We start from the raw sequence: 21,145 nt of genomic DNA, 5'->3' as shown, positions 1-21,145 counted from the left end.
CCTCCCCCCCCCCCCCCCCCCCCCCCACCACCCGCGGCCGTGAACGAAAGAGGCCGGAGCCCCAGGGCTCCGGCCTCTTTCCGTCGGTCGCGTCGCGGGGGCGGGCCCCGCCGGCCGTCCGTCCGTCCCCGGACGGCTCACCGGCCGCGGCCCGCCGCAGCCCGCTGCGGCTCAGAGTGCGCGCGGCAGGCGGCGGGGTCCGCCGGGCCCGCTAGGACGCCTGGGTGGACGACTCCAGGTGGGTCACCATGCGGTTGAGCCCGTCCGGCAGATCGACGACCGGGCGCCAGCCGAGGGCTGTCAGCCGCGCGCTGTCCAGACCCTGCTTCTTGGTCAGGCTGTACGAGCGCGCGTCGGACTCGTTGGTGAACCGCAGCTGGAGGCCGCGCTCCGGGCGCACCTCGGTGAACAGCTCCGCCAAGCGCCGGATCGAGACCAGACCGGCCGGGTCCGCCACGTTGTAGGCCGTCTCGTCGCCGCGCAGCAGCGCATAGAAGAGTCCGGCGATGGCGTCGGCCACGTAGGTGTAGGTCCGCACGCCGGAACCGTCGCTGTTGAGCACGATGTCCTTGCCGACCACCACGTTCGCCGCGAAGTCGGCCTGCACACGGCCGTCGTCGAGGGCCATCCCCGGCCCGTAGACATGACCGAACCGGACGACGCGGCTCGCGATGCCGTACTGCGCCTGATAGGTCGCGCAGATCGTCTCCGCGGCGCGCTTGCCCTCGGCGTAGCAGGCCCGCGGGTTGAGGATGTCGAAGCCGCCGTAGCTCTGCTCGCCGATGAGCTCGGTCTCCGGCGGCTGGGCGCCGTAGACCTCCGCCGAGGACATCAGCACGAACCCGCGGCTGGCCTTCGCCACGCACAGGTCGAGCAGGTTGAAGGTGCCGAGCAGGTTCGCCTTGATCGTCAGGACCGGCTGGCTGCCGTGCAGGGCGGGCCGCGCCGCGCTCGCCCCGTGGATCACGTAGTCCACAGGACCGGGCAGCTCGAGCGGATCCGACACGTCCTGGACGATCAGGTGGAAGTCCGGACGGTCCAGCAGGTCCGCGAGCAGCTGCGTGGCCTTCTCCCTGTTCCGCACCAGACCGTGGACGGTGATGCCCATCCCGTGCCGGTCGTTCAGGGCGAGCAGGGTGTGGACGACGTACGACGGCAGCATGCCGCTGGCACCGGTGACCAGCACGGTGCTGCCGGCGAGCTCGTTCCACGGGAGGTCGCGGTCGAGGATCTCGTCAAGGTCGTGCGCCACGACCGAACTGAAGATGGTGCTCACTGAAGTCACGTACCCACGATCTGCTGGTTCTCGATGATCTCGAAGAACGTCCGGCACAGGTAGAAGTCCTCGGACGTCGTGATCTTGATGTTCGAGCGGGGACCGACCACCCGGTAGATCTTGTGACCGTACCGGTGCATGAGGGAGCACGAGTCGATGCTGTCGTGCTCACCATCGGCGACCGCCCGGTCGTACAGCGAGAGGATCTCGCCGATCCGGAAGCTCTGCGGGGCCTGGGCGGCGTAGATGTGGTCGCGCGGGATCACGTCGTCGATGTGCTCCTGCTCACTCGAGACCACGGTCTCGTTGAACTTGGTGCACGTGATGGCGGAGCCGCGCTCCTGGACCATCTCGATGTTGGCGCTGATCAGCTTCGCGTCGATCAGCGGTCGCACTCCGTCGTGGATCAGCACGACGGTGTCCTCGGGGCAGTCCGCGGCGATCGCCTTCAGGCCGTTGTGCCGGGACTCCTGACCGGTGCTGCCGCCGTCGACGATCCAGCGGACCTTCTCGATCTCGTACCGCTTCAGCAGCTTCGTCATGTGCTCGCGGTACTCGGGGAGGATCGCGATGGCTATGCCGTCGATGTCCGGGTGCGCCTCGAAGTGCTCGAGGGTGTGGATGATCACCGGCTTGCCGTGGATCTCCAGGAACTGCTTCGGGAGGGCGCGGGTGTTCATCCGCGACCCGATACCGCCGGCGAAAAGCAACGCCACATTCACAGCTCATACCTCCGACTGGTCGCTGAGCGGTTGGTCGCCCACCGCGTTGTCATCTGAGACGGGCGCGAGCCACGCCTGCTGGCCGGCGTCGCCACTGCCGCTGTCCTTGGGGTCGCCCAGCACCAGCCAGTCGATCACGCGATCCGCCGAGTTGGTGTCGACGTAGTCGACGTTCTCCTGCCGGAACTGCTCGAGCTTCGAGAGGTCGTAGTCCTCGTCCTGCAGGGCCTTGAGCAGGTCGTCGAAGGTCAGGCAGATCTTGCCGGGGGCCACCTCGTCGTAGTCGCGGTGGAATCCGCGGACGACCGAGTAGCGGTCCTTGTCGTACGCGTAGAAGAGGATCGGCCGGTCGAGCAGCGAGTACTCGTAGATCACCGAGGAGTAGTCGGTGATCAGCACGTCGGTGACGTGCAGAAGGTCGTTGGTGTCGGGGAACGACGCGAAATTCAGCAGCCGGTCGGAGTATTCCGCGGGAATCGGCACGGGATCCGTGATGAAGTGGTGCATGCGGAACAGCACGACGGACTTGTCGCCGCAGGCCTCGTAGAGCTTGGCGAAATCGATGCGGTTGTAATCGTAGTGCGCGTCGCCGATGCTCTTCCCGCGGAAGGTCGGCGCGAAAAGGATGATCCTCTTGCCCCGGAGGTTCGGATTGGCCGTGAAGAAATCCTCGACGACCTTCGCGGAACGCTCCTTGTCGAGGAACGTGTCTATTCGGGGCAGGCCGGTGGGTATGACCGCCGACTCCTCGATGCCGAAAGCCTCGGCGTACGTCGGCACCAGGTGCTTGGAGCCGGTGATCACGTAGGTGTACTTGCGGTGGGCGTTGGACAGCTTCGGCGAACCGTAGCGCCCGAACCGGCTGTAGCCGACCGCCTTGAAGCCGCTTCCGGCGTGCCACAGCTGGATGATCTTGGTCTTCGGCGAGATGCCCAGCTGTCCGAGCAGGCCGAAGTAGTCGTCCATCAGCACGACGTCCGAGGTCGCGAGGAGGTAGATGACGCGCAGCGTGTTCCACTTGGTGGCCGTGTCCGGGATCCGGAACGAGTAGCGGAAGGAATACTTCTTGTCGAGACCCCGCTCGACCATCCGGTCGTGGACGCGCGCCAGGTTGCCGCCGATCTTGGGACGCATCTCGGAGGCGAACAGGATGCGGTTGCCGCGCGGCGGGTTCAGGCGGCGCGCGAGGTCGTAGAACTGGTTCGCGAGCTTGCGGCGCCGCGCACGGGGCAGGACCCACAGGCCGAGGCGCCTCCCCAGCGGCTTCTTCGGACCCGTCCCCGGCTTGGCCGGCGCCGCCTTGCGGAACAGCTGGTAGGTCCGCATCAGGAAGTCGGGGTGCTCGTCGTCGTCGGAGATCCCGAACGCGATCACGTACGCGACACGGTTGCGGTCGTAGAGGAAGGTGCGGGAGTCCGCGTCCAGCCGCTCCGTGTCGCTGAGGTCGATGTCGGCAGCCGGAAGCCGCTCGTCGCCGACCACAGGAACGATTCGCCACGTGCCGTTGGGCACCTGGCCACGTCCCTGGAAGTTGGTGACGTTGATTTCCAGCGCGTACGTGTCAGCGGCTATTTGCCGAGACTTCACCGGGAATTCGCGTTCATTATCGACGATAAGGAACCGGGGAGGGGTAGCATCCCCGGTGACGACCACCGTGAGAGTAAGGTGAACCCGCTCCCAGGAGATCTCCGCTATCGAACAATGCGCCATCGCTATCCTTTGGTCCGTGAAATCGCCGTGCGGCTATCCGTAAAACGTCGTACAACTACGTGTGCTCTTCGAACGTGATGGGGTTGTTGTCGCCGCTCGATCACCTTGCGCGACCTGCCGCACGGCTCCGTTGCCGGGCGCAGGTGGAGAGTTCGGCCTGGAGGGCCGCCCTTCCGTCGGATGGACGCAGCGGGCCGGTGCGAAGCCCGTGAGCTGACGCTCCATCGAGGCCAGCGTGACGGCAAGGGAGCCTACCGCGCCGGTGCCTGTGCTCGGATTCCGGACGGTTCGGCGAGCGACGTCAGTTGCGGCGAATCACGGGGAGGATCTGCCACGTACGGGATGCGCTGGGGCAGGTCGGGCCATGCGGCGAGCGGCGGGTCCCGGTGGCGCCGGCCCGGTCGGGAAGTGGGAACAGGGCGAGGGTGGATCATGGCGGGAGCGTCGCGGCCGTGCCACCACCCGATCACCGCCGTGTCGTCGGACACATCCGTGTCGTCGGACACACGGGTGGACCGGCCGGGACTCCCCGGCCGGACGCGCTCGGCCAGGCGACAGCGCGCACACGACGGCGGCAGCGCGGGGGACGTCCCGTCCGCGGCAAACCGTGATCATGACGCACTCACCCAGCCTCCGATGAGGGCATGGCGCATCCGCTGCAGCGGTCTCAGCGCGCACACTCCATCGTTTCGAACTCCGTTTCAGAATCATGCGTCAGCGAGCTTTCACTCGACCCGCCGCACCGCAGCCGGTCCGCATGAGACATGCATACTAATCGTCTCGGGTAACAGGTCTAGCCCTCGCCCTTTCGCCGCGGCCCCCGCGAACTCGTCGGACAGAGCCAACGCTGCTGGTCAGTCGCGGTTCGGCAGTCCTGCGAGCTGTTGTGCGGCTCGATCGGCGCGATCTTGGGGGGCCATGGGAGAGCAGCCGCGCGCGTTTCCGGGGGATTCCGCTTCGCTGGGTAGTCGCCCCATCGCCATGCGTCGCGTGGCGGGTCTGATCGGCGCGCATAACAACCGCTGAGGACGAGTCGCCCCGAGACGCGGCTCCGTCGCGCCACACAGGAATCAGAAACCACGGCGGCCTTCGCCCAGGTGCTCAGGCTGCGGCCTCACCGGGCGTCTCGTCCTCCCGAAGTCGCCCCGACGGCCACGTCTGGGCCGGGACATCCACGTGCCCTCCGTGGTCGTCAGCCAGGCATGGCGGGACTCGGCCGTCACGCCGCCACGGCGACGGCACGTACCGGGCCGAAGCGCCTCTCGCCACGCCCCACGCTTCCCGCCCCTCTCCGGCACTCCCCGCATCTTCCCACCGCCCCCACCGGGCCCCGCCGGACATTCGCAGCTCCATGCGGAACGACCGAACCTCGGGGCGGTCATTCACACCCCGGAACTTACGACCGTCGGTAGGATCAGCACCATGAGCGGTAGCAGGAAGTATTCGGTCAGTCTGCCCGAGGATCTCGCCGAGGCCGTACGCGCCCATGTCGGACCCGGCGGTTTCTCCGCCTACGTCGCCGAGGCTCTCGAACAGAGAGTCGCCATGGACAAGCTCCGGGAGATCGTCGCCGACTTCGAGACCGACAACGAAGCCCTCACCCGCGAGGAGGTCGAGGCCGCCAGGGCGCTGCTGCGTCACGACCACCGACAGACCGGCGGGGCCGCCGCCTGATGCCCGGCACGCTCCTGCTCGACGGTGAAGGACTCTCGAAGCTCTACCGCAAGGACCGCACCGTCGTGGCTCTGGTCCAAGCGGCATCGGAAGAGGGTGTCCGCGTCGCCACCAGCGCCATGACCACCCTCGAGGCCGACTACGAGCGCATCCATCCCGCCCGCATCAAGTGGGTCCTCTCCCGCGTCGACGTTCACGGCGTCACCAATGAGGTCACCGACCAGGCCGCCGCGCTTCTGCGCGCCCATCACCTCCACGGTCACAAGTGCGCGATCGATGCCGCCTTCGCCGTCATCGCCCGCAACGCACCCCGGCCGGTCACCGTCCTCACGTCCGACCCCGGGGACCTGACACTCCTGTGCGGCCCTTCCGTGGAAGTCGTCAAGGTCTGAGGCAGCCTGACGCCGACCAGACCTGCCGCCGCCCCACGTCACAGGGCAAGGACTCCACGCGGGCAGACGCGAGCGCCCGGCCTACCAACAGGCGGGTCGGGCACAGTTCTTGACGAGACGTCACACGTTGAAGCGGAACTCCACGACGTCGCCGTCCTGCATGACGTAGTCCTTGCCCTCCATGCGGGCCTTGCCCTTGGCGCGGGCCTCGGGGATGGAGCCCGTCTCCACGAGGTCGTCGAAGGAGACGATCTCCGCCTTGATGAAGCCCTTCTGGAAGTCGGTGTGGATGACACCGGCGGCCTCGGGGGCGGTGGCGCCCTTCTTGATCGTCCAGGCGCGGGCCTCCTTGGGGCCCGCGGTGAGGTACGTCTGCAGGCCGAGGGTGTCGAAGCCGACCCGGGCGAGGGTGGCCAGGCCCGGCTCGTCCTGGCCCATGGACTGCAGCAGCTCCAGCGCCTCGTCGTCCTCGAGCTCGATGAGCTCGGACTCGATCTTCGCGTTGAGGAAGATCGCCTCGGCCGGGGCGACCAGGGCGCGCTGCTCGGCCTTGAACGCCTCGTCGCCCAGCTCGTCCTCGTCGACGTTGAAGACGTACAGGAAGGGCTTGGTGGTCAGCAGGTGCAGCTCGTGCAGCAGCCGGCCCTTCTCGGTCCCGGCGGTGATGCCGGCGGAGAACAGGGTGCGGCCGTCCTCGAGGATCTGCTGGGCCTCCTGGACGGCGGCGAGCACCGGCGCCTTGTCCTTCTGGAGGCGGGCCTCCTTGGTCAGCCGCGGCAGGACCTTCTCGATGGTCTGCAGGTCGGCGAGGATCAGCTCGGTGTTGATCGTCTCGATGTCGTCCTTGGGCGACACCTTGCCGTCGACGTGGACGACGTCCGGGTCGTCGAAGGCCCGGATGACCTGGCAGATGGCGTCGGACTCGCGGATGTTCGCGAGGAACTTGTTGCCCAGGCCCGCGCCCTCGCTGGCGCCGCGGACGATGCCGGCGATGTCGACGAAGTCCACGGTCGCCGGGAGCTTGCGCTGCGAGCCGAAGATCTCGGCCAGCTTGTCCAGGCGGGGGTCGGGGACGCCGACCACGCCGACGTTGGGCTCGATCGTGGCGAACGGGTAGTTGGCCGCCAGCACGTCGTTCTTGGTCAGGGCGTTGAACAGGGTCGACTTGCCGACGTTCGGCAGGCCGACGATTCCAATCGTGAGCGACACGTGACGACTTCCCGTAGCGAGTGTGGGTGACGTGGCCCGCGGCGCCCGGGCAGGGCGGACGGCGGACCGGTCCACCAGTCTACGGAACGCGCCGGCCCCTGGGGCGGCCGCGCCCTGAGCGGCCCCCTGAGGCGGTGAAAAGTCGTGTCCTGCCCACGTTTACCCCCTCCCCGGAGCCTACGTTGTGTGCGTGGAGCAACACAGCGCGCGCACACCCCCCAAGAACAGCGGTGCCCCCACCGCCGCCTCCCCGACACCGCGGCCGGTGCGCCGGCCGCGCCGGCCGCAGGGCGCGACAGCCGTCCGGGGCGGTCCGCCCCGGCGGCCGCTACCTCTCCGGTTGGCCCGGCTGCGCCGGGCGGAGCCGCGGCTGACCGGACTCGGCACCTTCGTCTTCCTCACCCTGACGGCGCTCGCCGGCGGCGCCGCGGACTCCCTGATCACGGGTGAGCCCGGCACCCTCTTCGGGGTCGTCTTCCTGCTGGCCTGCCTGGCCGCCGGGATGTTCGTGCGCCCGTACGACCTGTCCGCGGCGCCGGTCAGCGCGCCCATCGCCTTCACCGTCGCGCTGGCCGTGACCGCCGACGGCGGCGGTGGCTTCACCGGCCATGTGATGGGCCTGCTGACCGGGCTCGCCACCCTGACGGGCTGGCTGTACGGGGGCACGGTCGGCGCCGCGTTGATCGCGGCCGCGCGGAAGGTGGCCCTGGTGATGCGGGAACGGCGCCGCTGAGCGCCCCCGCCGGCCCCGTCTCCGGGTCCCCGGGGCCCGGAGACCCGGGGTACCCGGGAAGGGGAGGGCGCGCGGTCAGGAGCGGACGGCGGCCGCCGCCATGCCCGCGCCGACGATGCCCGCGTTGTTCTGCAGCGCGGCCGGCACGATCTCGGCCCTGACGCCGGAGATCAGCGGCAGGAACTTGTCGGCCTTGCGGCTGACCCCGCCGCCGAGGATGAACAGCTCGGGCGAGAAGAGCTGCTCGACGTGGGTGAGGTACTTGCTGAGGCGCTTGGCCCAGTGCTCCCAGCTGAGGCCCTCGTCCTCCTTGGCCTTGGTGGACGCCTTCTTCTCGGCGTCGTGGCCGTGCAGTTCGAGGTGGCCCAGCTCCGTGTTGGGCAGCAGGGCGCCGTCGAGGAAGACGGCGCTGCCGATGCCCGTGCCCAGGGTGAGGACGATGACCGTGCCCTTGCGGCCGCGGCCCGCGCCGTACTCCATCTCGGCCAGGCCCGCGGCGTCGGCGTCGTTGAGCAGGGTCACCGCGCAGCCGGCCTTCTGGGACAGCAGCCCGGCGGCGTCCAGGTCGATCCAGGCCTTGTCGACGTTCGCCGCCGTGCGCGTCATGCCGTGCGTCACCACTCCGGGGAACGTGGCCCCCACCGGGCCCGTCCACCCGAAGTGGTCGACGACCTGCTTCACGCACTCCGCGACGGCGTCGGGGGTCGCGGGGTGGGGAGTGAGCACTTTGAAGCGCTCCTCCGCCAGCTCGCCGCGCCCGAGGTCGACCGGGGCGCCCTTGATGCCCGATCCGCCGATGTCCACACCGAAAACGCTCATGCCCCAACGCTACGACGTGGCACGGCCGGTCACCCCTCGGATGCGCCGCCCCGCAGCAGCTCGGCCGCCTCGGCGCGCAGGTCCCGGCGGAGCTCCTTGGGCAGCGAGAAGATGATCGTCTCCTCGGCGGCCTTGACGATCTCGACGTCCTCGAAGCCGCGGGCGACGAGCCATTCCAGCACCTGCTCGACGAGCACCTCGGGCACGGAGGCGCCGGAGGTGACACCGACGGTGGAGACGCCGTCCAGCCACGCCTCGTCGATCTCGTCGGCGAAGTCCACCAGGTACGAGGCGCGGGCGCCGGCCAGCTTGGCGACCTCGACCAGGCGCTTGGAGTTGGAGGAGTTGCGCGAGCCGACCACGATGACCAGGTCCGCGTCGGCGCCCATCTGCTTCACGGCGAGCTGGCGGTTCTGCGTGGCGTAGCAGATGTCGTCGCTCGGCGGCGAGAGCAGCAGCGGGAACTTCTCCTTGAGCGCGTCGACGGTCTCCATGGTCTCGTCCACGGAGAGCGTGGTCTGGGAGAGCCAGACGACCTTGGACGGGTCGCGGACCTCGACCTTCGCGACGTCGTCCGGGCCGTCGACCAGGGTGATGTGGTCGGGCGCCTCGCCGGAGGTGCCGATGACCTCCTCGTGGCCCTCGTGGCCGATCAGGAGGATGTCGTAGTCCTCCGCGGCGTAGCGCACGGCCTCCTTGTGCACCTTGGTGACCAGCGGGCACGTCGCGTCGATCGTGGCGAGGCGGCCCTGGGCGGCCTCCTCGTGGACGACCGGGGCGACGCCGTGGGCGGAGAACATCACGATCGACCCCGGGGGCACCTCCTCCGTCCGCTCGACGAAGATCGCGCCCTTCCGCTCCAGGGTCTGCACGACGTACTTGTTGTGCACGATCTCGTGACGGACGTAGATCGGGGCCCCGTACTGCTCCAGGGCCTTCTCGACGGCGATCACTGCGCGGTCCACACCCGCGCAGTAGCCTCGCGGGGCGGCGAGCAGGACGCGGCGGGAAGTCGTAGCGGTCATGGGCCCATCGTACGGGGCGCGGACGGCCCCCCACCGCTGCCCCGGGTGGCTCTGACGGGGGCCGGAAGCGTCCCGGCGCACCACCGCGACGGCCGGCGAGTGCCGCGCTCAGCGGCCGCGCCGCAGGCCCCGGACGGCGCGGCGGACGGCGAGCGCCCACCCGGCGCCGAGGACGGCCGCCAGGGGCAGGCAGGCGAAGCAGCCGCAGCCGGGGCCGTGGCGCCCGACGCGGAACCCTGCGTGGACGCGCGGCGGGCGTTCGGACGGGGGGCAGCCGTGCCGGCCGGGTCGGCGCATGGGACCTCCCAGGGCCTGTCGGTGACGCCGGCTCGCCGGCGCCGTTGCCCCCAGCCTGCGCGGCGGTGCCGCGGGGGGACAGCGGGGGGTGGGCCATCCGGGTCGGCCGCGCGGGGCGTCACTGTCCGTGGCGGGGACTAGTCTCGGCGTATGGCTGTGAACACGTCCGCGCAGACGCCGATCCCGGTCGGCGAGGTGTCCCGGCTGATCGGCGGCTGGATCGACCGCCTCGGCCCGGTGTGGGTCGAGGGGCAGATCACCCAGTTGTCCCGGCGCCCGGGGGCGGGCGTGGTGTTCCTGACGCTGCGCGATCCGTCGCAGGACATCTCGCTCAGCGTGACGTGCCGCCGGGCGGTCTTCGACGCCCTGGACGGGGCGGTGGGCGAGGGCGCCCGGGTGGTCGTGCAGGCCAAGCCGGAGTGGTACGCGCCGCGCGGCCAGCTGTCGCTGCGCGCGGCGGAGATCCGCCCGATAGGCGTGGGCGACCTGCTGCTGCGGCTGGAGCAGCTGAAGAAGCGGCTGGCGGCCGAGGGCCTGTTCGCGCCGGAGCGCAAGCGGCCGCTGCCGTTCCTGCCGCAGCTGATCGGCCTGGTGTGCGGCCGGGCCTCGGCCGCCGAGCGCGATGTGCTGGAGAACGCGCGGCTGCGCTGGCCCGCGGTCCGCTTCGAGGTGCGCAACGTGCCCGTGCAGGGGGCGTACGCGGTGCCGCAGGTGATCGAGGCGGTGCGCGGGCTGGACGCGCACCCCGAGGTGGACGTGATCATCGTGGCGCGGGGCGGCGGCAGCGTGGAGGATCTGCTGCCGTTCTCGGACGAGCGGCTGGTGCGGACGGTCGCGGAGTGCCGTACGGCCGTGGTGTCGGCGATCGGGCACGAGCCGGACACCCCGCTGCTGGACCTGGTGGCCGATCTGCGCGCCTCGACGCCGACCGACGCGGCCAAGCGCGTGGTGCCGGACGTGGGCGAGGAGCTGGCCCGGGTCGAGCAGCTGCGGCAGCGGTCGCTGCGCGTGATGCGCGGGCTGCTGGACCGGGAGGAGCGCGGGCTGGCGGCGGCGGTGAGCCGGCCGTGCATGGCGCGGCCCCGGCTGATGGTGGACGAGCGCGAGGAGCAGGTCGCCGCCCTGCTGGAGCGGTCCCGCCGCCATCTGCTGCACCGGCTGGATCGGGCGGACGACGAGTTGGCGCACACCCGCGCCCGGGTGCTGGCGCTCTCCCCCGCCGCGACGCTGCAGCGGGGATACGCGGTGCTGCAGCGCGAGGACGGGCAGGTCGTGCGCGCCGCGGACGAGGTGGCCGAGGAGGAGAAGCTGCGCGCACGGGTGGCGGAGGGCGAGTTCGCCGTCCGCGTCACGCGCTGACCGCGGGGGCGCCGGCCGTCCCCCGGGGGTGCGCGCCGCGCGCCCGGCCGCTGTGTCGGAGGGCGGCTCTAGGCTGGTGCCATGGCTGATCAGGACACGTTGGGGTATGAGCAGGCCCGCGACGAGCTCGTCGATGTCGTTCGCCGTCTGGAGGCCGGAGGCTCCACGCTCGAGGAGTCCCTTGCCCTGTGGGAGCGGGGGGAGCAGCTCGCCAAGGTGTGCCGCGAGTGGCTGGAGGGCGCCCGCGCCCGACTGGACGCGGCTTTGGCGCAGGAGTCCGGCGGCGCCGGGCAGGAGCCGGGGGCCGTGGAGGAGGGGTGACCGGCTGAGCGGAGCGCAGGGCGGCGTGAGCCGCCTCACCGGAATAGTTGAAGATTAAGTTGAATTTTCATCTATAGTGAGGCGAGTGTTCCGACGCGCCTCCCCCAGGGCGCTGCCCGTTATCCCCCGCAGAGGTACCCCATGACGCTCTCCCTCGACGCCGCCGCGCAGAACCTCCTCTTCCGCGACGCACGGACCGCCAACGCCTTCACCGACGAGCCGGTGACCGACGAGCAGATCCAGGCCGTGTACGACCTGGTCAAGTACGCCCCCACCGCCTACAACCAGCAGCCGCTGCGCATCGTGCTGGTGCGCTCCCCCGAGGCCCGCGAGCGCCTGGTGAACCGAATGAACGAGGGCAACCGGGCGAAGACCGCCGCGGCGCCACTGGTGGCGGTCCTGGCCGCCGACAACGAGTTCCACGAGCACCTGCCGGTGCAGTTCCCGGCCTTTCCCCAGGCCAAGGACGTGCTCTTCGGCGAGCGCCCGGCACGCGAGGCGTCCGCGGCCTTCAACGCCGCGCTGCAGGTCGGCTACTTCATCCTGGGCGTGCGGGCGGCCGGACTGGCCGCCGGTCCGATGACCGGCTTCGACGCCGAGGCCATCGACAAGGAGTTCTTCCCCGACGGCGAGCACTCCGTGCTGGCCGTGGTCAACATCGGCAAGCCGGGCGAGAACGCCTGGCGCGAGCGCGGACCGCGCCTGGCGTACGACGAGGTCGTCAGCGTCGTCTGACGACGAGGGCGTCACCGCCCGCACGACGGCTGCCGCCGGCCCCACCACCCGGGGGCCGGCGGCGTCGCGTCAGCCCTGCCGGCCGCCCCGCTCCTCCAGGGCGGCGGCCAGTTCCGCGAGCCGGTCCATCGGGGCGGTGCCGGTGACCATCGTGGTCACGCCGCCCTCCTCGCGCACGAGCGCGTCGTACTTGGGGCCCTCGTAGCGCTGCCAGGTCTCGCCCTCGACCATGCGGGTGCCGACCCGCTTCGCCTCGTGGCTCTTGGCGGCGACGAACTTCTGCGCGGCCTCGTTGCTCTGCTCGACGGCGGCGTACTCGTTGTCCGGGTCGACGAAGCCCAGGTGCCACCGCACGGCCTCGGGGTCGGTGGACTCGTACGTCACCGAGGTCGCCCGCCACTCCTTGCCGAGCCCTTCCGGGGCCGCCACCTCGTACGGGGCGTCGCGCCGGGCCTGGCCGAGCTCGACCCGGTAGCCGACCGCCTTGACGGGGTCGTGGTTCTCGTCGTGCGGGATGAAGAGCCAGATGCCTCCGGCGACGACGCCGATCGCCGCCATCGAGAGCACCATGTCCCGCAGGGTTTCCATGCCGCGCTTCTTTGCCACGCCCCCTATCGTCCCCCATGCCCCGGAGCGTCCGGCCGCCCGGGGGTCGCCCCCGGCGGGAGAACCGCTCATGTGACGGGCGGCCTGCTCATTCTGGCGGTGTCCGGATAAGGTCGTAGCACCCTCTTTTCCGGCCGTCCTCGTACACAGAAAGGTGCGCCGCCTCGGCTTCCTCTCCTTCCTGGAGGAGGGGAGTCCTACGGCTCGCGCTGTAGTAGGGGTTTCCGCTTCGTCGCCCGCTGCCCGCGAGGAGTGCTCCGTTGAGGTCTTGCACCAGTTCCACAGACAGACACCGTCAGCCCGACGGCCAGGCTGTCCGCCGCCGCGTTCACGTCCCGGTCGTGGGTCGTCCCGCAGCAGCACGTCCGGGTGCGAACCTTCAGCGGGATCGTGTCCTGCAAGGTGCCGCAGGCGGAGCACAGCCTGGAGGACGGGAACCAGCGGTCGACCGCGATCACTTCGCGGCCGCACCGCTGGGCCCTCTGGAAGAGGGCGGACGCCGGTCCGCCCTCGCGGCGAACCGGCCATCCCTGCCCTGCCCCCTGGATCTTCGCTTCCTTCCCCGGCTGAAGCCGGGGGTATCGACGAAGGAGAGCCCCGATGACCGAGCAGCACGAACACCACAACCTGCCGCCGCAACTCGAGGTGAAGCCCGAGGCGCCCGACCGCAACCTCGCGCTGGAGCTCGTCCGGGTCACCGAGGCCGCGGCCATGGCCGCCGGGCGCTGGGTCGGGCGCGGCGACAAGAACGGCGCGGACGGCGCGGCCGTCAAGGCCATGCGCACCCTCGTCTCCACCGTGTCGATGAACGGCGTCGTCGTCATCGGCGAGGGGGAGAAGGACGAGGCACCGATGCTGTTCAACGGCGAGCGCATCGGCGACGGGACCGGCGCGGAGTGCGACATCGCCGTGGACCCGATCGACGGCACCACGCTCACGGCCAAGGGCATGCCGAACGCCATCGCGGTGCTCGCCGCCGCCGACCGAGGCGCGATGTACGACCCCTCGGCCGTCTTCTACATGGACAAGCTCGTCACCGGCCCCGAGGCCGCCGACTACGTCGACATCACCGCCCCGCCCTCGGTCAACATCCGCCGGGTCGCCAAGGCGAAGGGCATCGCCCCCGAGGGCGTCACGGTCGTCATCCTCGACCGCCCTCGCCACGAGAACCTCGTCAAGGAGGTCCGGGAGACCGGGGCGCGCATCAAGTTCATCTCCGACGGCGACGTGGCCGGCGCGGTCATGGCCGTCCGGGACGGCACCGGCGTCGACCTGCTGATGGGCGTCGGCGGCACCCCCGAGGGCATCATCGCGGCCTGCGCGATCAAGTGCCTCGGCGGCACCATCCAGGGCAGGCTGTGGCCGAAGGACGAGGCGGAGAAGCGGCGCGCTCTGGACGCCGGCCACGACCTGGACCGGATCCTGCACACCGACGACCTGGTCAAGGGCGACAACGTCTTCTTCGTCGCCACCGGCATCACCGACGGCGAGCTGCTGCGCGGGGTGCGCTACCGCGCCGAGACGGCGCTCACCCAGTCGCTGGTCGTGCGGTCGAAGTCCGGCACCATCCGCCAGATCGACTCCACGCACCGCCTGTCCAAGCTGCGCGCCTACAGCACCATCGACTTCGACCGCGCGCGCTGAGCCGTCCCGGCCCGCGCCGCACACGGCCGCACACGGTCCGGGACCCCGCCGCGACGGCGGGGTCCCGGACCGCCTGCTCGTTCAGCCCGCCGCCGCGATCCGCGTCCCGGGCCGCTGCAGCTCCGCCTCCCGGCGACGGCGGCGGGCCAGCACGACCCTGCGCTCGGCGGCGGTCATCCCGCCCCACACGCCGTAGGGCTCAGGCTGCAGCAGCGCGTGCTCACGGCACTCCAGCATCACCGGGCAGCGGGCGCACACCCGCTTGGCGGCCTCCTCGCGGGACAGCCGCGCCGCGGTCGGCTCCTTCGACGGCGCGAAGAACAGACCCGCCTCGTCACTGCGGCACGCCGCCTCCGAGTGCCATGGGCCGCCCAGGTCCCGTGGGTGACTCAGGGAGGACCTGGAGGCTGCCGGGGGCTCGATCGGTTGAAGCACGGGATACTCCTGACGACGGCTCGGCTTGGTGTCACCCTTGCCCGTCGCTGCGGTGCCGGTGCGTCTCCAGGGGTCTGTCGGCGTGAGGAGGGCTGCGGCGAGCGACGTGTCTCCTTGCCCTACCCGCTGTGCGCGCGTTCATGCGCACCGTGTCGGGCCCGCCGCCCCGGCGCGCGCCTCCCGATCCCCTTGCCGCGGGCCGGAGTTGGGGCCCCGGCGCATCGTCAGCCGTCGAGCTCGGCGGGACCGGGCCCCTTCTTCTTCACGCGCTTGCCGCGGCGCGGCTTGGCCTCGACGCCGCCCCAGAAGGCGAAGCCCTGCACCTTGATGACCGGGGCGTTCGGGTCGGGCGCCTCGTACGCCTTCACGTCGGAACCGCCCATGATGCCCACGACGCCGCCGCCGCGCAGGGTGACGTTCTCGGGGACCTTGATCTCGATGCCGCCCATGATGGCGGTGCAGTTGATGACGAGTTCGGGGCTGGTGAAGGTGGCCTCGGTGAGGTCGATGGCGACACCGCCCATGATGGCGACGGCGTTGATCTTCGAGCCGACCCGCCAGCGGCCCTTGCGCTCGGCGCCGCCGAGGATGCCGACCAGGTTGGGGTTCTCCCCGGAGCCGTCGGGCACCCAGTTCCGCGCCTCCGGCGACGGTGCGGGCACGCTCGCGGCGCGGCCCGCGGGCAGGTCGCGGACGTAGGGCTCCAGTTCACCGACGGTCTTGGCCGCATAGACCCCGTCGAGCCGCTCGGAGTGCTCCTCGGTGGTCAGACGCCCCTCCGCGAGGGCGTCGCGGAGGATGTCCGCCACCCCGTCGCGGTCCGCGTCGGACGCGCGGATGTCGGCTTCGGCCACGGGGCGCACGGGGGGCTGTTCACGCTTCTGGAGCGACGACTCATCCACCCGACTACCGTACACAAACGCGATAGATCGCGACTAGGGGCGGCGAGCGGCCGGTGAGGGCCACCTCACACATCCGCCCCCCGGCACTCGTTCTACGCTTGGTGGGCTTCTGTGACGCAGCGCCAGTGAGGATGTCCCTTATGCCCGAGTTCGCCTATACGGATCTGCTCCCCCTCGGTGAGGACACCACTCCCTACCGACTGATCACCTCCGAGGGCGTCAGCACCTTCGAGGCCGACGGCCGGACCTTCCTCAAGGTGGAGCCGGAGGCGCTGCGCACGCTCGCCGCCGAGGCCATGCACGACATCTCCCACTACCTGCGCCCCGCCCACCTCGCCCAGCTGCGCCGGATCCTCGACGACCCCGAGGCGTCCCCCAACGACCGCTTCGTCGCCCTGGACCTGCTCAAGAACGCCAACATCGCCGCGGCCGGCGTCCTGCCGATGTGCCAGGACACGGGCACCGCGATCGTGATGGGCAAGCGCGGCCAGAACGTTCTGACGGCCGGCGGCGACGAGGAGGCCCTGTCGCACGGCATCTACGACGCCTACACCAAGCTCAACCTGCGCTACTCCCAGATGGCCCCGCTGACCATGTGGGAGGAGAAGAACACCGGCTCCAACCTGCCCGCGCAGATCGAGCTGTACGCGACCGACGGCGGCGCCTACAAGTTCCTCTTCATGGCCAAGGGCGGCGGCTCGGCCAACAAGTCCTTCCTCTACCAGGAGACCAAGGCCGTCCTGAACGAGGCCTCCATGATGAAGTTCCTGGAGGAGAAGATCCGTTCGCTCGGCACGGCCGCCTGCCCGCCGTACCACCTGGCGATCGTGGTCGGCGGCACCTCCGCGGAGTTCGCGCTGAAGACGGCCAAGTACGCCTCCGCGCACTACCTGGACGAGCTGCCGGGCGAGGGCTCGCCGACCGGCCACGGCTTCCGGGACAGGGAGCTGGAGGAGAAGGTCTTCGAGCTGACCCAGAAGATCGGCATCGGCGCGCAGTTCGGCGGCAAGTACTTCTGCCACGACGTGCGCGTGGTGCGCCTGCCCCGGCACGGCGCCTCCCTGCCGGTCGCCATCGCCGTGTCCTGCTCCGCGGACCGCCAGGCCGTCGCCAAAATCACCGCCGAGGGCGTCTTCCTGGAGCAGCTGGAGACCGACCCGGCGAAGTACCTGCCGGAGACCACCGACGAGCACCTGTCGGACGAGGACGTCGTGCGCATCGACCTCAACCGCCCGATGGACGAGGTGCTGGCGGAGCTGACCAAGTACCCCGTCAAGACCCGGCTGTCGCTGACCGGTCCGCTGGTCGTCGCCCGCGACATCGCGCACGCCAAGATCAAGGAGCGGCTGGACGCGGGCGAGGAGATGCCGCAGTACCTGCGGGACCACCCGGTCTACTACGCGGGCCCGGCCAAGACCCCCGAGGGCTACGCCTCCGGCTCCTTCGGCCCGACCACGGCCGGCCGCATGGACTCCTACGTCGAGCAGTTCCAGGCCGCGGGCGGTTCCAAGGTCATGCTCGCCAAGGGCAACCGCTCGAAGCAGGTCACCGACGCGTGCGCCGAGCACGGCGGCTTCTACCTCGGCTCGATCGGCGGCCCGGCGGCCCGGCTGGCCCAGGACTGCATCAAGAAGGTCGAGGTGCTCGAGTACGCCGAGCTCGGCATGGAGGCGGTCTGGAAGATCGAGGTCGAGGACTTCCCGGCCTTCATCGTCGTCGACGACAAGGGCAACGACTTCTTCAGCGACCCCGCGCCCGCGCCGACGTTCACGAGCATCCCGGTGCGCCCCGGCGCCTGACCCTCCTGGCGAGGCCCGGCACCGCGAGCACGGCGCCGGGCCTCGCTGTTCCCGCCGGAGGAATGAAACCCGCCGCGCCGCTGTCCTACGAAGAGGTCGTCCCGGGAAGGACCCGGTACGCCCGACGACGAGCGCGAGGGAAGGGACGGCGGCCATGCCCGGACAGGACGCGGGGGACGAGCACGAGTACCGCATCGAGCACGACTCGATGGGCGAGGTGCGCGTACCGGCCCATGCCAAGTGGCGTGCGCAGACCCAGCGGGCCGTGGAGAACTTCCCCGTCAGCGGACGCGGGCTGGAGCGCGCCCACATCGAGGCGCTCGCCCGGATCAAGGCGGCCGCGGCCAAGGTCAACGCGGAGCTGGGCGTCCTGGACCAGGACGTGGCGGCGGCGATCCAGGAGGCCGCCGCCGAGGTGGCCGAGGGGCGCTGGGACGCCCACTTCCCGGTGGACGTCTTCCAGACCGGGTCCGGCACCTCCTCGAACATGAACGCCAACGAGGTCATCGCCACCCTGGCGAGCGAGCGGCTCGGACGGGACGTGCACCCCAACGACCACGTCAACGCCAGCCAGTCCTCCAACGACGTCTTCCCCTCCTCCCTGCACATCGCCGCGACCTCCGCGGTGACCGGCGATCTGATCCCGGCGCTGGAGCACCTGGCGGCCTCGCTGGAGCGCAAGGCCGCGGAGTTCGCGGACGTGGTGAAGTCCGGCCGCACCCATCTGATGGACGCCACGCCGGTGACGCTGGGCCAGGAGTTCGGCGGCTACGCGGCCCAGGTCCGGTACGGGGTGGAGCGTCTGCGGGCCTCGCTGCCGCGGTTGGCGGAGCTGCCGCTGGGCGGGACCGCGGTCGGCACGGGGATCAACACCCCGCCCGGCTTCTCCGCGGCGGTGATCGCCGAGGTGGCACGGTCGACCGGGCTGCCGCTGACCGAGGCGCGGGACCACTTCGAGGCGCAGGGCGCCCGTGACGGGGTCGTGGAGACCTCGGGGCAGCTGCGGACGATCGCCGTGGGACTGACCAAGATCGCCAACGATCTGCGCTGGATGGGCTCGGGCCCGCGCACCGGCCTCGGCGAGATCGCCCTGCCCGACCTCCAGCCCGGTTCGTCGATCATGCCGGGCAAGGTGAACCCGGTGATCCCCGAGGCGGTGCTGATGGTGGCCGCGCAGGTCATCGGCAACGACGTGACGATCACGACGGCGGGAGCCGCGGGCAACTTCGAGCTGAACGTGATGCTCCCGGTCATCGCCCGCAACGTCCTGGAGTCCGTCCGGCTGCTCGCGAACGTCTCCCGGCTGCTGGCCGACCGCACCGTCGACGGAATCACGGCGCATGCGGCCCGGGCCCGTGAGTACGCGGAGTCCTCGCCGTCGGTCGTCACCCCGCTCAACAAGTACATCGGCTACGAGGAGGCGGCCAAGGTCGCCAAGCGGTCGCTGGCCGAGCGGAAGACGATCCGCGAGGTGGTGCTGGAGTCCGGCTATGTCGAGCGCGGGCTGCTCACCCTGGAGCAGCTGGACGAGGCGCTGGACGTGCTGCGGATGACCCGGCCCTGAGACAGCGTCGCGCCGCCGCGCAGGCCGTCGCCCCGCCGGGCACGGCGATCGGCCCGCGCGGCGATTGTCCCGCGCAAGGGTGACGCGTTCGTGACACGGGGTACGTAAGATCCGTTCATGACAGCGGACATCCTTCTTTCCCAGGGAGCGGGCCGGGACGGCGGCGCCGGCCACTGGGCCCCCGGCGAGCAGGTGCTGTGGCGCTACCGCGGCAATGGCAGCGACGCGGTGCACATCTGCCGTCCGGTGACCGTGGTCCATGACGACGCGGAGTTGCTGGCGGTGTGGATGGCGCCCGGTACCGAGTGCGTCAGGCCGGTGCTGGCGGACGGCTCGCCGATCCACCTGGAGCCGCTGGAGACGCGCTATCTCAAGCCGCGCACGACACGCGTGGACCGCTGGTGGGGCACGGGCGTGCTGAAGCTCGCCCGCCCGGCCGAGCCCTGGTCGGTGTGGCTGTTCTGGGACGAGGGCTGGCGCTTCAAGAACTGGTACGTGAACCTGGAGGAGCCGCGGCACCGCTGGTCGGGCGGGGTCGACTCGGAGGACCACTTCCTGGACATACACGTCACCCCGGACCGCCGCTGGCAGTGGCGGGACGAGGACGAGTTCGCGCAGGCGCAGTCCGCGGGCCTGATGCCGGCGGCCACGGCGCGGAAGGTGCGGGAGGCCGGGCGCCGCGCGCTCGAGGTGATCGGCGCCTGGGGGATCCCCTTCCGGGACGGCTGGGAGCAATGGCGTCCGGATCCGGCGTGGCCGGTACCGGCCCTTCCGGTCGACTGGGACCGTCCGGCAAGGTGACCCCGGGAGCGGCTTGCCGTGCACCCCTGCCCCAATCGTAAGATCGTGGCCCATAGTGCTGCACGAAACACAGGCTCACACTAGAGTTTGACGCTAAGTCACCAAGGTCATACGGGAGGCCCGGGCTGTGGGAGTCGGCGGTTACGAGGACATACAACTGGACCGCACCGGCCAGGCCTTCCGCACCATAGGTGACCGTCACGACGAGGCCCTCCTGCGCGAGGACGGCCGGGTCGCCGCGGGGAGGCGGTTGCTGGCGCGGCTCCCGGCGGGCTCGCGCGTCCTGGATCTCGGCTGCGGCACGGGGCTGCCGACCTGCCGTCAGATGGCGGAGGCCGGACACGAGGTGACGGGGGTGGACCTCTCCGCCGGAGCGCTCGCGCTCGCCCGGCGGCACGTGCCCCGGGCGGCCTTCCACCAGGCCGGCATCGCGGACCTGTGGACCGGGGGCCGGCTCGGCGCGGGCGGCCCGCACGACCTGGGCCGCTTCGACGCCGTGGTGGCCTTCTCCTCGCTGGTGACGCTGCCTCGGGCCGAACTCGCACAGGCCCTGCGCGGGGTCCACGACCTCCTCCGCCCCGGCGGGTTGTTCGGTCTGTCGATGGTGGAGGGCGACGGGGACGACGTCGCGATTCCGTTCCTCGGTCACATCATCCGGGTATCGGGTTATCCACGGGCTGATGTGCGCCAGGTGGTCACCGACGCGGGATTCGTGATCCTCGAGGAGGATTCCTACGCGTACGCGCCGCCCGCCACCGGAGTGCTGCCCGAGAGGCAGCTCTTCCTGCACTGCCGACGACCCGCCTGACGCGGCCGCCCCGCCACGTGCCCGGCACGTGGCGCAACCGACCGGATGGAACGACCAGCGTGAGCACGGAGCGCATTTCTGAGCAGGCCGCCGTCCAGGGGACGACGGCCGGTCCGGCAGGTCCGGGCGACACCGGGCCGGCCCCGGATCCGCGGGGCGGCTTCAGGCTGCCCGCGGACGGGGAGCCGGGCGCCGAGGCGGTCGTGTCCCCCTCGGGGACGCGGACCCCCGGCCGTCCCCCGGTCCCGTCCGCGCCGGGTGACCGCCCGCGCCGGGACCGCCGGGGCGGCGGTGGCAAGCGCGGGACGGCGGGC

At 70.9% G+C, this 21,145-nt stretch carries 20 protein-coding genes and 1 pseudogene; 11 read left to right on the top strand and 10 right to left on the bottom strand.

Annotated features, from left to right (window positions below; genetic code table 11):
* Positions 1-211: 211 nt before the first annotated feature.
* Genes AC3ET4_RS27485 through AC3ET4_RS27475 form a run of 3 tightly spaced genes read right to left on the bottom strand, consistent with a single transcriptional unit; the run spans position 212 to position 3,585 of the window.
* Positions 212-1,276 (bottom strand): NAD-dependent epimerase/dehydratase family protein, encoded by a 1,065-nt coding sequence (locus AC3ET4_RS27485; protein ID WP_431954034.1) that lies wholly within the window; start codon positions 1,274-1,276, stop codon positions 212-214.
* Between the two features lie 5 nt (positions 1,277-1,281).
* Complete coding sequence (locus tag AC3ET4_RS27480; protein ID WP_431954032.1) at positions 1,282-1,992, bottom strand: IspD/TarI family cytidylyltransferase; 711 nt, start codon at positions 1,990-1,992, stop codon at positions 1,282-1,284.
* A 9-nt stretch (positions 1,993-2,001) separates the two neighbouring features.
* On the bottom strand, positions 2,002-3,585 hold the full coding sequence (locus AC3ET4_RS27475; RefSeq protein WP_431954030.1) for a CDP-glycerol glycerophosphotransferase family protein: 1,584 nt from the start codon (positions 3,583-3,585) through the stop codon (positions 2,002-2,004).
* A 1,545-nt stretch (positions 3,586-5,130) separates the two neighbouring features.
* Here AC3ET4_RS27475 and AC3ET4_RS27470 point away from each other — a divergent pair.
* Positions 5,131-5,382, top strand: coding sequence for a hypothetical protein (locus AC3ET4_RS27470; RefSeq protein WP_431954028.1), 252 nt, complete (start codon positions 5,131-5,133; stop codon positions 5,380-5,382).
* Positions 5,382-5,774, top strand: a complete 393-nt coding sequence (locus AC3ET4_RS27465) for a DNA-binding protein (protein WP_431954026.1) — start codon at positions 5,382-5,384, stop codon at positions 5,772-5,774. Before AC3ET4_RS27470 ends, AC3ET4_RS27465 begins: the two co-directional genes overlap by 1 nt.
* 120 nt (positions 5,775-5,894) lie before the next feature.
* Here AC3ET4_RS27465 and ychF read toward each other — a convergent pair whose 3' ends face one another.
* Positions 5,895-6,983: a redox-regulated ATPase YchF gene (gene ychF / locus AC3ET4_RS27460; protein ID WP_431954024.1), complete on the bottom strand. Its 1,089-nt coding sequence runs from the start codon at positions 6,981-6,983 to the stop codon at positions 5,895-5,897.
* Between the two features lie 190 nt (positions 6,984-7,173).
* Between ychF and AC3ET4_RS27455 the strand changes: the two genes are divergently transcribed.
* On the top strand, positions 7,174-7,716 hold the full coding sequence (locus tag AC3ET4_RS27455) for a DUF6542 domain-containing protein (protein WP_431954022.1): 543 nt from the start codon (positions 7,174-7,176) through the stop codon (positions 7,714-7,716).
* Between the two features lie 75 nt (positions 7,717-7,791).
* Here AC3ET4_RS27455 and ppgK read toward each other — a convergent pair whose 3' ends face one another.
* Positions 7,792-8,535: a polyphosphate--glucose phosphotransferase gene (ppgK, locus tag AC3ET4_RS27450; RefSeq protein ID WP_431954020.1), complete on the bottom strand. Its 744-nt coding sequence runs from the start codon at positions 8,533-8,535 to the stop codon at positions 7,792-7,794.
* A gap of 29 nt (positions 8,536-8,564) precedes the next feature.
* On the bottom strand, positions 8,565-9,560 hold the full coding sequence (locus AC3ET4_RS27445) for a 4-hydroxy-3-methylbut-2-enyl diphosphate reductase (protein ID WP_431954018.1): 996 nt from the start codon (positions 9,558-9,560) through the stop codon (positions 8,565-8,567).
* A 447-nt stretch (positions 9,561-10,007) separates the two neighbouring features.
* On the opposite strand from AC3ET4_RS27445, the gene xseA reads away from it, so the two are divergent.
* The 3 genes from xseA to AC3ET4_RS27430 all read left to right on the top strand — a co-directional run bounded on the left by xseA (position 10,008) and on the right by AC3ET4_RS27430 (position 12,272).
* Positions 10,008-11,216 (top strand): exodeoxyribonuclease VII large subunit, encoded by a 1,209-nt coding sequence (gene xseA / locus AC3ET4_RS27440; protein WP_431954016.1) that lies wholly within the window; start codon positions 10,008-10,010, stop codon positions 11,214-11,216.
* Between the two features lie 81 nt (positions 11,217-11,297).
* Entirely contained in the window at positions 11,298-11,537 is a 240-nt protein-coding gene (locus AC3ET4_RS27435) for an exodeoxyribonuclease VII small subunit (RefSeq protein WP_431954014.1), read from the top strand.
* 141 nt (positions 11,538-11,678) lie between these two features.
* Complete coding sequence (locus tag AC3ET4_RS27430) at positions 11,679-12,272, top strand: malonic semialdehyde reductase (protein ID WP_431954012.1); 594 nt, start codon at positions 11,679-11,681, stop codon at positions 12,270-12,272.
* Between the two features lie 69 nt (positions 12,273-12,341).
* On the opposite strand, the gene AC3ET4_RS27425 is transcribed toward AC3ET4_RS27430, so the two are convergent.
* Positions 12,342-12,878 carry a DUF4245 domain-containing protein gene (locus AC3ET4_RS27425; protein WP_431954010.1) on the bottom strand — a complete coding sequence of 179 codons (537 nt, stop codon included), beginning with the start codon at positions 12,876-12,878 and terminating at the stop codon, positions 12,342-12,344.
* 197 nt (positions 12,879-13,075) lie between these two features.
* Positions 13,076-13,357: pseudogene (locus tag AC3ET4_RS27420) on the bottom strand (zinc ribbon domain-containing protein); the annotation flags it as partial.
* 121 nt (positions 13,358-13,478) lie between these two features.
* Here AC3ET4_RS27420 and glpX point away from each other — a divergent pair.
* Positions 13,479-14,522: a class II fructose-bisphosphatase gene (gene glpX / locus AC3ET4_RS27415; RefSeq protein ID WP_431954008.1), complete on the top strand. Its 1,044-nt coding sequence runs from the start codon at positions 13,479-13,481 to the stop codon at positions 14,520-14,522.
* 81 nt (positions 14,523-14,603) lie between these two features.
* On the opposite strand, the gene AC3ET4_RS27410 is transcribed toward glpX, so the two are convergent.
* Both AC3ET4_RS27410 and AC3ET4_RS27405 read right to left on the bottom strand, forming a co-directional pair.
* Positions 14,604-14,957: a WhiB family transcriptional regulator gene (locus tag AC3ET4_RS27410; protein WP_018561404.1), complete on the bottom strand. Its 354-nt coding sequence runs from the start codon at positions 14,955-14,957 to the stop codon at positions 14,604-14,606.
* A 224-nt stretch (positions 14,958-15,181) separates the two neighbouring features.
* Positions 15,182-15,859, bottom strand: a complete 678-nt coding sequence (locus AC3ET4_RS27405; protein WP_431954005.1) for a DUF1707 SHOCT-like domain-containing protein — start codon at positions 15,857-15,859, stop codon at positions 15,182-15,184.
* Positions 15,860-15,999: 140 nt separating this feature from the next.
* Between AC3ET4_RS27405 and AC3ET4_RS27400 the strand changes: the two genes are divergently transcribed.
* The 4 genes from AC3ET4_RS27400 to AC3ET4_RS27385 all read left to right on the top strand — a co-directional run bounded on the left by AC3ET4_RS27400 (position 16,000) and on the right by AC3ET4_RS27385 (position 20,831).
* Entirely contained in the window at positions 16,000-17,658 is a 1,659-nt protein-coding gene (locus AC3ET4_RS27400) for a fumarate hydratase (protein ID WP_431954003.1), read from the top strand.
* A gap of 154 nt (positions 17,659-17,812) precedes the next feature.
* The gene (locus tag AC3ET4_RS27395) at positions 17,813-19,222 is read left to right on the top strand and encodes a class II fumarate hydratase (protein WP_431954001.1); all 1,410 of its coding nucleotides are present in this window, start codon (positions 17,813-17,815) and stop codon (positions 19,220-19,222) included.
* A 117-nt stretch (positions 19,223-19,339) separates the two neighbouring features.
* Entirely contained in the window at positions 19,340-20,023 is a 684-nt protein-coding gene (gene fomD, locus AC3ET4_RS27390) for a cytidylyl-2-hydroxypropylphosphonate hydrolase (protein WP_431953999.1), read from the top strand.
* A gap of 127 nt (positions 20,024-20,150) precedes the next feature.
* Positions 20,151-20,831: a class I SAM-dependent DNA methyltransferase gene (locus tag AC3ET4_RS27385; protein ID WP_431953997.1), complete on the top strand. Its 681-nt coding sequence runs from the start codon at positions 20,151-20,153 to the stop codon at positions 20,829-20,831.
* Positions 20,832-21,145 lie beyond the last annotated feature (314 nt).

The sequence above is a fragment of the Actinacidiphila sp. bgisy167 genome (genome assembly GCF_057707665.1).
Note: the sequence above shows the minus strand (reverse complement) of the source record. Positions and strands in the feature narration are given on the sequence as shown.